This window comes from Mycolicibacterium bacteremicum, assembly GCF_002086115.1.
In the GTDB taxonomy this organism is placed as follows: Bacteria; Actinomycetota; Actinomycetes; order Mycobacteriales; family Mycobacteriaceae; genus Mycobacterium; species Mycobacterium bacteremicum.
In genome coordinates this window covers 52936-62681 of the sequence record NZ_MVHJ01000031.1, presented here as the reverse complement: position 1 = coordinate 62681, position 9746 = coordinate 52936, and the positions used below count along the sequence as shown (strand labels likewise).

Sequence of the window (9746 nt, the reverse complement as noted above, 5' to 3'; positions counted from 1 at the left end):
CTCGGGCGCGGGGCACCGGATGTGGGTGCGGCGGCGGTCGCGGCCGGGGGACGGGAGGTGGGCGCCGGGCTCGGCCTGGTTGTGGGGCTCGCCGTTTTGGTCGGCACCGTGCAGATGGGCAGCAACGAGGTGCGCGACAGTTCGTTGATCTGGCGGATCGCGTCATCCAGGGTGCCCGACGGCAGACCGGCGGTGACCTGGGCGCGCTCGGACTCGCGGATGTCGTCGACGCCGAGCAGTTCGCAGTCCAGGGCATCCTTGGACTGACCGAAGCTGATCAGGGACAGTTCATTTCGGGTGTTGAGGCACCCGACCAGGAACGGCTCCTGCAGGGACAGGCCCAGAAAGGAGCCCTGCACACCGCGCATGATGGCGACGGTGCCGTCCTGTTCGCTGACGTAATAGTTGTTGCGAATGATCTCGCGGGCGATGGCCAGCCCCGCCACCACTACCAGCAGGACCACCACGGCGGCGATCCACATCCGGCGCTTGGAGCGGGGCGGGCGTTGCTCCTCGGGTTGGGTGACAACCCTTTTCGGCTGATTGCGCTTCGGGTTGAACGCCGAGGCCCGGCCGGCGGCGGTGTTCGGAGGCGCGGTGTCGTTGTCCTCACCGGAGACCGCGCCGGCCAGGATCGGCTGCGTCTGCCCGTAGTCGTAGTCGACGACGTCGGCGACCACCACGGTCACGTTGTCGGGACCGCCACCGCGCAATGCGAGTTCGATGAGGCGGTCCGCGGCATCGGTGACGTCGGGGATCTGCAGCGCCTCGGCGATGGTCTCCTGGCTGACCGGGTCGGACAGGCCGTCCGAGCAGAGCAGATAGCGGTCGCCGACCCGGGCCTCGCGCATGATGAGCGTCGGCTCGACCTCGTGGCCGGTGAGTGCCTTCATGATCAGCGAACGCTGCGGGTGGCTGTGCGCCTCCTCGGCGGTGATCCGGCCCTCGTCGACCAGCGTCTGGACGAAGGTGTCGTCCTTGGTGATCTGGGTCAGCTCGCCGTCGCGCATCAGGTAGCCGCGGGAGTCGCCGATGTGCACCAGCCCCAACCGGCCGCCGGCGAACAGGATCGCGGTCAGCGTGGTGCCCATGCCCTCGAGCTCGGGATCGGCCTCGACATGTGCGGCGATGGCCGAGTTGCCTTCGTGCACGGCCACATTCAGCTTGTTCAGCAGGTCGCCGCCGGGCTCGTCGTCATCGAGGTGGGCCAGCGCGGCGATCACCAGTTGGGAGGCGACCTCACCGGCGGCGTGGCCACCCATCCCGTCGGCCAACGCCAGCAACCGGGCCCCGGCGTACACCGAGTCCTCGTTGTTGGCGCGCACCAACCCGCGGTCACTACGCGCTGCATAACGCAATACGAGTGTCACGGGCGCAGCTCGATCACCGTTTTGCCGATCCGTACCGGCGTCCCCATCGGAACCCTTACCGCCGTAGTCACCTTCGCCCTGTCAAGGTATGTACCGTTGGTCGATCCTAGGTCCTCGACATACCATTCCGAGCCCCGCGGAGACAGCCTGGCGTGCCGTGTCGATGCGTAATCATCGGTGAGGACCAGCGTGGAGTCGTCGGCGCGGCCGATCAGCACCGGCTGGCTGCCCAGGGTGATCCGGGTACCGGCGAGCGCCCCCTCGGTGACCACCATGTGCCGGGCGATGTGGCGCCGGTCGCCCCGGGGCAGCAGCGACCCGCGCAGTGCCAGACCGCGGCGCACCATCACCGCGCCGGTGGGCGCATAGATGTCGGTGCGCAGAATGCGCAGCACCGACCAGATGAACAGCCACAGCAGCAAGAGGAATCCGACACGGGTCAGCTGCAGTACTAGGCCCTGCATCTGACGTCCTCTCCATCGCGCGGCGCTGTCGCGGACACGATACTGGGACCGGTGGTGATACGCGGATGAAGCGTGCCGCCCGACGCCGGACTGTTACTCCGAGGCACCTGGGCCCCGGAATCCCCGACGATCAGTGGACCCGGACGATGATCTCGGAGTGGCCCAGCCGGATCACGTCACCGTCGGCGAGCTGCCACTCCTGCACCGGGGCGTTGTTCACCGTGGTGCCATTGGTGGAGTTCAGGTCCGACAGCAGGGCAACCTGTCCGTCCCAGCGGATCTCCAGGTGCCGGCGCGAGACGCCGGTGTCGGGCAGCCGGAACTGCGCATCCTGGCCGCGGCCGATGACGTTGGCGCCCTCCCGCAGCTGGTAGGTGCGGCCGCTGCCGTCGTCGAGCTGCAGGGTCACCTGCGCGGCGGCACCGTAGCCACCGGCGTATCCGGCGGGCTGCTGCTGGCCGTAATCCTGCTGGCCATAGTCCGGCTGGCCGTAGTCCGGCTGCCCGTAGTCCTGTTGGCCGTAGTCCTGCTGACCGTAGCCGCCGTCGCCATAGCCGCCCTGGGCCGGCGGTTCGCCGTAGCGGCCGTAGTCGGGCCCGGCCGGCGCGGCCGGCGGAGCGGCGTAATCGGCACGGCCGTACTGCTGGCCGCCGTAGCCACCCTGATCGGGGTAGCCGCCCTGGTCGGGGTAGTTCGGTGCCGGGGGAGCCGGCGGGCGACCCGGGGCGCCGTAGCCCTCATCCTGGCGCGGGCGGCCGTAGTCGTAGTCGCCGTATCCCGGGGGCGGCGCGGCCGGCGGGGCGCCGGCGGGCTGGCCGTATCCGGCGGGCGGCTGCTGCGGGCGGTAACCCTGGTCGGAGTAGCCACCCTGGGCGGGGGGCTGCTGTCCGTATCCGGCCGGTGGCCGCTGATCGTAGGACGGCGGCGGGTAGCCCTGGTCGTAACCACCCTGATCCGGGTAGCCGCCCTGGCGCTGCTGATATCCCTGGTCGGGGTAGCCGCCCTGGTCCTGCGGGTAACCGCCACGCTGGTCGTCCTGCTGGCGGTACCGGTCGTCGTACTGGTCGTCGCCGGGCCGACCCTGTCCCTGGCCGCGGTAGCTCGGATTGTCGGTCATCGCTGGTACTCCTGGTTCTGCGCCTGCCGCGCGGTTGCGTTCTGCTGGGGCGGGGTCGCCGGTGGTCGAGTCGGGGTTGACCGCTCCACGGGTGCGGAACTGGCCGGTGTGCAGGCTCGGCGATGGCGCAAACCTGACGACAACATCGCCATAAGTTTGCCACCCCTGGTCGTGAATGAAACCTGCCAGGTGACGGGCAAACGTCGTCGATGTGCGGACCGGGTCGGCGCTCACCTTCTGGTAGTCAGTCTCACTGAGGGTAATGACGTATTCATTGGGAGCCAACACGCGGCCACCACCCACATCACGGGCGTGGATCTCGGCCTCGCGGCGCAGCAGCGCCTCGACCTCCTGCGGGACGATGGACCCGCCGAACACCCGGGCGAAGGCATCACCGACGGTCGACTCGAGGCGTCGCTCGATACGGTCTGCCAGACCCATATCACCGCCCTGTCCGTTGTCGAATGCCTGCGCTGCGTGTCGCTCTGGCCACACTGCTCACAGGCATGTTATCGGCCCATCCACGCAATACGTGACCAACAGATCTCTGAGAATCGAATAGGGGCAGGTCAGATAGCTCGAGCGGATCGCAGCCGGCGCCACGAGGGTGACGTTTCTGCGCTCTGCAGGCCCGCAAGACCGCCAAAACGTCACTCTCACGTCCGGTTTTGGGTCCGGTGGGCCCGTGGTGATAATGTTGCGCGGTCGCTCGGGCGAGTGGCGGAATGGCAGACGCGCTGGCTTCAGGTGCCAGTGTCCTTCGGGACGTGGGGGTTCAAGTCCCCCTTCGCCCACACAGTGCTCACAGGGCCTCGGATCATCCGGGGCCCTGTGTACTTTCCGGCTCGGCGAGAGTGACGTTTCGGTGGTCTGTGCCGCGTAAAGACGACCACAACGTCGCTCTCGAGACGCCCGGAATTGGTGCACGATCCCTCGGCGCAGCCCGCTTAGGCTTGAACCCGAACCGGAACGGAGGGAGGGCATTCGGCATGGGCGAGAAGCTGACGGTCGACCCGGCGGCGTTGACGACCGCCGGCACCGCCTTCACCCAGGCGCAGGGACAGCTGGCCGGGCTGGGCGCCGACACCCCGCTCGCCGATGCCGCCGGCGTGGGGGAGTTGCAGACCGCGGACGCCTGCCGCGCCGCCCAGTCCGCGATCGCCGATGCGACCACCGCGCTGGCCGAGGCGGCCGGCAGCTACGGGAAGAACCTCGCCGCGGCGGCCGACCGGTACGCGACCCAGGATGAGACGGCCGCGGCGGCGCTCAACTCGTCAGTTCGGTGACGATGTCCTCACGGTCGCCCTCACTGTGCTCGCCGGCGTTGCGGCACTCGCCGTAGATGTCGACCACCCCGCGGTCGGCGATGTCGGGATGCGCGGAGACGATCGCCATCACCTCGCCCTTGTGCAGCGCCCGGCCGTGCGGCTGCTGCCCGGGCGGCGGACCATCGGCGAAGCCGTCGGCCTTCAGTGCGGTGACGATCCCGTCGAGGTAGGCCTGCTTGTCCGTCCCGGCCGGGAAGGTGAACCCGATGCCGACGTTCCCGCGGAACGGGGCCACCCCCTGATCGGTGCACGCGTCGAAGTAGTAGCGCGCACCGCTCAGGCGCAGTCCAACCGATTGCACCAGCCGCTTGGCCGGGTCGATCACCTGGGCGCGGGTCTGCTCGTCGCTCATGGCCGGGCCGTCCAGATCGGCGTCGGATCCCATCGCGCATCCTCCTAGCAGTAGTGCACCGACGACGGCGGTGGCGGTCAGCGCCCCGCGGCGTCGGGCGCGGTCAGTACTGGTGGTCCTGGGTGACGGTGCCACGGTCGCCTTCCGGGTCATTGAGTTCGGGTGTGCCGGGGATCGGAGTGTCCCAGTCCGGCAGGTCGATCGGGGGCAGTCCGGGCAGATCGACCACATCGGGCACGCCGATGTGCGGCTGCCGGCGACCCTCGGCGGTCAGCCCGTTGTCGGCCAGCGTCGACCCGTCGCCGTTGGCGATATCGGTCATGGCCCGCAGGGACTCGCTGCCCACGACGTAGTAGCGCGAGTGGTCGTCGAAACTCGGGAGCCCACTGCGGCCCGGCACCTCGGCATCGAAGCGCGTCGAGCCGAAGCCGGCACCGGCCGGATCGGTACCCAGACCGGCCTCCAGGCCCAGCGGGTAGTTCAGCTCACGGTTGATGATGTCGGGTAGTGGCCCGGCCTGACCCAGCCAGCTGACCGGGTCGCTGGATGCGGCACCGACGTAGACCTGGCCACCCTCGGGGAGATGGAAGTCGGCGGCACTGGTGGCCAGATCCGTTCCCGGACTGCCGATCAGCACCGCATTGTCGGCGCGCATACCACTGCCGGCAAAGGCGTCGGCCACCGTGGTGGACCCGTAGGAGTGTCCGATCACGGTGACATTGGACGGCCCGCCGGCATGAGTTGCACTGAGCCCGTTGACATCGGCGGCCAGCAGCTCGCCACCGGACCGCGCGAGCCACGGGGTGGCGATGCGGGGGTCGGTCGGGCTGTCGGGTGCGTCGTACCCCATCCAGGCGATCACCGATGTCGACTCGCCGGGAGCACCCTTGCGCATCTGGTCGTACAGGTTGGTGGCGTTGTCGCCTGCCAGCCAGCCGTCGCGGACACTGCTGCCGGTGCCCGGCACGACGACGGCGGTGTTCTGGGCCTTGTCCGGGTTGCCGATCGCCACCGCAGCCTTGCCCTGGCCGTTGAACGCCAACGGGTCATAGGCCCACAGCATCACCGGACGGTCCTGGATACCCTTGTCCGCCATGGTCTCCAGGCCCTGCTGGGTCTTGACGGCGTTGGTGTAGCGGGTGGCATCCGCTGAACTGAGCCCGTATCGGCCCGGGTCGGCCAGCACCGCATCGGTGGACACCCCGTGCGCGGTGGCCGCATCCCGGACGCGGGCCAGGTCGTCACCCAGCACGGCCTGATTGACCGCGTCCCGCGCCTCGGCCGGGATTCCGTTGAGGTTGCCCAACTCCGGTGGGTGTGCGGCGATCAGCTCGGAGCGTTCGGCATCACTGAGCGAATCCCACCACGTCTTGACGTCCTCGGGTGCAGTGCCCGGCGGCGGCAGTTGTCGGGGATCGCCCAGCGTGCCGGCCGGTGTCTGCGGGACCGGGCCACCCAGCGCGGCGGTGACCCCCGCCGCGGTCTGTGCGTCGATGTCGGCGAAGACGGCGAGCAGCTTCTGCAGCAGGGCCGTCCAGGCCGGTGCCAGCAGCCGCAGGATCGGCGGCGCCGGGGGAGGGGTGGCGGTCCCGTCGTCGGCCACCTGCCAGCCGACGGCACGCAACATCTCGACGACGGAGAGCAAGCCGGTCCGGGTGAACGACAGCTGGGTACCGCCGGAACGCAGCACCTGCTGCAGCGCCGAGAGCCGCGCGCGCAGTTCCTCCTGGCGGTCGAGGTTCTGCTCGGCCTTGAGGATTGCGGCCCGGGCAGCCTGCCCCTGCCACCACGAACGCATCGTCGCCAGGGCCTGGCGCTGGGTCGTCATCGCCGAATCCAGCGCCGCGATCCTGCCACCGAGGTCGGCCGCCGCCGTCAGCAACCGGTCGGGTCGGGACGCCTCCACCGTGGACACCGTCACCGACAACATCGACCCCCTCCGCCGAATTCATCCTCCCACGGTGCGCCGGGCCGTCCCGGCACCAATTCGTCGCCGGGGATCCGGCCCGTAGGGTCGATACGGTGACGGGTCTGTTGCTGGCATTGCTCGGGCTGGCGTTCCTGGACTCTCTCAGCGTCCTGAACATCGGGGTGGTCTCCGCGGTGGTCTACGGGAGTCGGCTGAACCGCCAGTCTGCGCTGCCCGGTGGTCTGAGTTTCATCGCAGGGGTCTTCGCGGTCACGACGACGTTCGGGATGTGCTTCGTGCTCGGCCTGGACCTGCTGACCGACGTCACCGAGTTCGAGATCACGCCGGGCATCCGCTACTGGGGTGAGCTGGGGCTGGGCATCGGACTGATCGTGCTGGCGTTCTTCCCGTTGGTGGCGCAGTCGACGGCTCCGGGTTGGGCGCTGGCCGCCCTCAAACAGCGGCCGTGGCTGCTCGGATTCGTCGGCCTGGCAGTGGGTCTCGGCCAGGCGCCGACCGCCGTTCCGTACCTGGCCGGTCTGGCGATGATCGCGACCCGCCAACCGTTGCCGACGGGCTGGCCGTTGCTGGTGCTCGCCTACTGCGCGATCGCGTTGGTGCCGTGCATGCTCGTGCTCGCCCTATCCACCAGTCGGAGCAAGCGGGCGGACCGGCTGCAGCGCGCGGTCGTGCGGACACTCACCAGATACGGGCCGATCGGCGTGCGCGTCCTGTTCGTCGTCGCCGGGGTGGCACTGGTCGCGGACGCGCTGATCCACCGCCGGGTGCTGTGAGTCAGTCGCAGCTGGCGCAGACGCCGGTCAGGGACAACTCCAGCCCGCACGGGCACAGCTGGGCGGCACGCCGCACGTCGCCGCGCCGCGAATTCCCGTGCTGGATCCGGTTCGACGGATGCTCGACGTACCAGGTGCCCTTCATCGAGCTGCTCGGCCCGCGCCCGACGGCATCACCGAGCAGCTCGACGATCTCGGCCTCCGAGCCGAATCCGGCGGTGTACCCGTAGTGGATGTACAGATCGCGTGACCCGTTGCGGCGGGTCGCGATGATGTAGGGCTTGGCGTGGCGGTCCACGGTGCGGTAGCCGGTGATACCCACCGCATCGGTCAGCTGCCGGATGAAGGTGTGGTTGTCGGTGGTGATGCGGGCCCTGGTGAGAGCTTCGAGCAACGCTTCGGTGTGCGAGTCGGATGATCCGCCTGCTGCAGTCACACCTCGAGGATAGGCCGCACCGCGCCGCGGACAGCGCATCGGGAACTGAAATCCGTTTTAACAGAACATGTTCAGTGTGCGACCTTCAGCCGAGGAGCTGTACGAGGGGTTCGGCTCCGGTGACGACCGGGGCCAACCTCCGGCGTGCCGGGCCGGCCAGCCAGTCCCGGGCCGCAAGTTCGTACACCACCTCGGTGAGTTGCCGGCCGTGTTCGTCGAACGTCTCCGACCCGGTGGGCCGGTAGCCGAGCCGGGTCGAGACCGCCGCGCTGGCGATGTTCTCCACGAGTACCCAGGATTTCGCGGTCTCGGCCCGCAGGTGCGCGAACGCCAGTTCCAGCGCGCCGGCCCGAGCCGCGGTACCCAGGCCGCGACGCTGGAACTCGGCGATCAACCAGGAGGTGGTGCCGACGACCCGGTGGCGCGGCCACTGCGCGAAACCGGAGATGCTCTGCAGGCCCACCGGTCGACCGTCGACCAGCACGGCGAGGTCCAGCGTCCAGCCCGGGCCTTCGGTCAGGTCACGGTTGGCCTGTACCCGGGCGATGCGTTGCCGTTCGATGACATCGGGTGTCCTGCCGTCGATCCACTTGACGTAGTGCGTCCGGCCGGCGGGCAGCACCGCGCCCGGGGTCGCGGCGTGGCGGGCGAGCACGGCAAGTTGCGCATCCGTCGGCGCCACCAGTTCGGCATCGGCGACGGTGATGCGCAATGTGCCTGCCGGCGAGGGCATCACAGCGCCGGTGCCTCGGGCGGCCGGTTCTTGGTGCTCTTCGCCAGGTACAGATCGCGGTCGGCCTCGGCGAGCAGCTTGGCGAACGCGGCCGGGCCGTACGCCGGTCCGACCGCGATGCCGGTGCTGACATGCACCGGGCCCTCCCCGCGCAGCGTGCGCGCCAGCTCGTGGGCAGCGGCTGTGTCGTACCCGGCCAGCACCGCGACGAACTCGTCGCCGCCGAGCCTGCCGATGAGGGCCGAGTCCGGAACCTGGGTCAGCCAGCGCCGGGTCAGCTGCGCCAGCACGGTATCCCCGGCGGCGTGGCCGTCACGGTCGTTGACCGACTTGAAGTCGTCGATGTCGAGAACGATGACCGCCAGGTCCTCGCCGCGCCGGCGCGCCCGGGGCAGCAGCTCGTCGAGTTCGCGGTTCAGGCCGGTGCGGTTCCACACGGTGGTCAGCGGATCGCGCAGCGCGGCATCCAGCAGCGCGGCGTGCAGCAGCCCGATGACCTCGGTGGCGCCGACGATGCACACCGGAAAGAGCACCAGCCAGAGTGGGGGCACCGGTGCGGGCGCGACCACCAGGCCGGTGACCGCGGCGGCGGCCAGGGCGAGCGCTGCGATGCGGGCGGTACGCGGCCGGTGCCAACTGCGGATGAACATCGCGATGAGGATCAGCGGGATCAGCGTCCACACCTGCGCGGCCGGCTCCCGGTGGCCGAGCAGCGCCGTCACGGGTGCGGCACCGGCGCAGAACAGGGCCGCGAGGTAGCGCCACCCGCACAGCGGCCTGGGTGCGCAGGCCAGCAGTCCCGCACCGCAGACACCGACCGAGATCCACTCGCTCCACGCGTCGGGATGCCCCAGAGCGGTCGCGATCGCCAACGCGTACAGGGTGAGGCAGACGGCCAGATAGCTGGTGAGCATGCGGCGGCGCAGCACCACATTCAGTACCGGCACTCCCACCTCGTCCCCACCAAAAGCCCACTCAGCAAACCGATTGTCTACGTTCCTACCGGATACTGCAGGACGTTGTGAAATGCCGGCGCCCGCCTGCCGGGCACCCGGCGACTACGGCCGTGCCGGTCGGGATGTCGTGGCGGGGGTGCGCATTGGTCGTCTGTGAGCCGGTCGGCAAAGTATCGACAGGTGTCATTTGCTGAGCTGGTCGGCTCGCGCGAACCGATGGTCCGACCATCCCCTGACGAGGTGGTCTGGCAAATTCCAAACAGCAATTTTGCGCCTGCAAACGCCTG

At 69.5% G+C, this 9746-nt stretch carries 10 protein-coding genes and 1 tRNA gene; 3 read left to right on the top strand and 8 right to left on the bottom strand.

Going from position 1 to position 9746, the window contains the following annotated elements; translation table 11 throughout:
* The 3 genes from BST17_RS24450 to BST17_RS24440 all read right to left on the bottom strand — a co-directional run.
* On the bottom strand, window positions 1-1370 hold a 1370-nt coding region (locus tag BST17_RS24450), incomplete at its 3' end, for a PP2C family protein-serine/threonine phosphatase (protein WP_083061498.1).
* Window positions 1367-1834 carry an FHA domain-containing protein FhaB/FipA gene (locus BST17_RS24445; RefSeq protein WP_083061489.1) on the bottom strand — a complete coding sequence of 156 codons (468 nt, stop codon included), beginning with the start codon at window positions 1832-1834 and terminating at the stop codon, window positions 1367-1369. The genes BST17_RS24450 and BST17_RS24445, both read right to left, overlap by 4 nt.
* Window positions 1835-1964: 130 nt before the next feature.
* Window positions 1965-3392, bottom strand: a complete 1428-nt coding sequence (locus BST17_RS24440; RefSeq protein ID WP_083061488.1) for an FHA domain-containing protein — start codon at window positions 3390-3392, stop codon at window positions 1965-1967.
* Window positions 3393-3662: 270 nt separating this feature from the next.
* On the opposite strand from BST17_RS24440, the gene BST17_RS24435 reads away from it, so the two are divergent.
* Window positions 3663-3745: transfer RNA gene (locus tag BST17_RS24435), tRNA-Leu, on the top strand.
* 195 nt (window positions 3746-3940) lie between these two features.
* Window positions 3941-4237 carry a DUF6317 family protein gene (locus tag BST17_RS24430; RefSeq protein ID WP_083061487.1) on the top strand — a complete coding sequence of 99 codons (297 nt, stop codon included), beginning with the start codon at window positions 3941-3943 and terminating at the stop codon, window positions 4235-4237.
* On the opposite strand, the gene BST17_RS24425 is transcribed toward BST17_RS24430, so the two are convergent.
* Complete coding sequence (locus BST17_RS24425; protein ID WP_083061486.1) at window positions 4218-4664, bottom strand: lipoprotein LppJ family protein; 447 nt, start codon at window positions 4662-4664, stop codon at window positions 4218-4220. The genes BST17_RS24430 and BST17_RS24425 overlap by 20 nt on opposite strands.
* 70 nt (window positions 4665-4734) lie before the next feature.
* Window positions 4735-6561, bottom strand: coding sequence for an alpha/beta hydrolase (locus BST17_RS24420; protein ID WP_234807804.1), 1827 nt, complete (start codon window positions 6559-6561; stop codon window positions 4735-4737).
* A gap of 92 nt (window positions 6562-6653) precedes the next feature.
* Between BST17_RS24420 and BST17_RS24415 the strand changes: the two genes are divergently transcribed.
* On the top strand, window positions 6654-7334 hold the full coding sequence (locus BST17_RS24415) for a GAP family protein (RefSeq protein WP_083061485.1): 681 nt from the start codon (window positions 6654-6656) through the stop codon (window positions 7332-7334).
* Between the two features lies 1 nt (window position 7335).
* On the opposite strand, the gene BST17_RS24410 is transcribed toward BST17_RS24415, so the two are convergent.
* From BST17_RS24410 to BST17_RS24400, 3 genes are all read right to left on the bottom strand, one after another.
* Entirely contained in the window at window positions 7336-7770 is a 435-nt protein-coding gene (locus BST17_RS24410; protein ID WP_234807803.1) for a hypothetical protein, read from the bottom strand.
* An 85-nt stretch (window positions 7771-7855) separates the two neighbouring features.
* Window positions 7856-8503 carry a GNAT family N-acetyltransferase gene (locus BST17_RS24405; RefSeq protein ID WP_083061483.1) on the bottom strand — a complete coding sequence of 216 codons (648 nt, stop codon included), beginning with the start codon at window positions 8501-8503 and terminating at the stop codon, window positions 7856-7858.
* Window positions 8503-9450, bottom strand: a complete 948-nt coding sequence (locus BST17_RS24400; RefSeq protein ID WP_234807802.1) for a GGDEF domain-containing protein — start codon at window positions 9448-9450, stop codon at window positions 8503-8505. The genes BST17_RS24405 and BST17_RS24400 overlap by 1 nt, the downstream gene beginning before the upstream one ends.
* Window positions 9451-9746 lie beyond the last annotated feature (296 nt).

Excerpts from the sequence above, each read along its gene's own strand:
- BST17_RS24420 (WP_234807804.1), bottom strand. The coding sequence starts at position 6,561 with ATGTTGTCGGTGACGGTGTCCACGGTGGAGGCGTCCCGACCCGACCGG.
- BST17_RS24425 (WP_083061486.1), bottom strand. The coding sequence starts at position 4,664 with ATGGGATCCGACGCCGATCTGGACGGCCCGGCCATGAGCGACGAGCAG.
- BST17_RS24440 (WP_083061488.1), bottom strand. The coding sequence starts at position 3,392 with ATGGGTCTGGCAGACCGTATCGAGCGACGCCTCGAGTCGACCGTCGGT.
- BST17_RS24405 (WP_083061483.1), bottom strand. The coding sequence starts at position 8,503 with ATGCCCTCGCCGGCAGGCACATTGCGCATCACCGTCGCCGATGCCGAA.
- BST17_RS24430 (WP_083061487.1), top strand. The coding sequence starts at position 3,941 with ATGGGCGAGAAGCTGACGGTCGACCCGGCGGCGTTGACGACCGCCGGC.
- BST17_RS24445 (WP_083061489.1), bottom strand. The coding sequence starts at position 1,834 with ATGCAGGGCCTAGTACTGCAGCTGACCCGTGTCGGATTCCTCTTGCTG.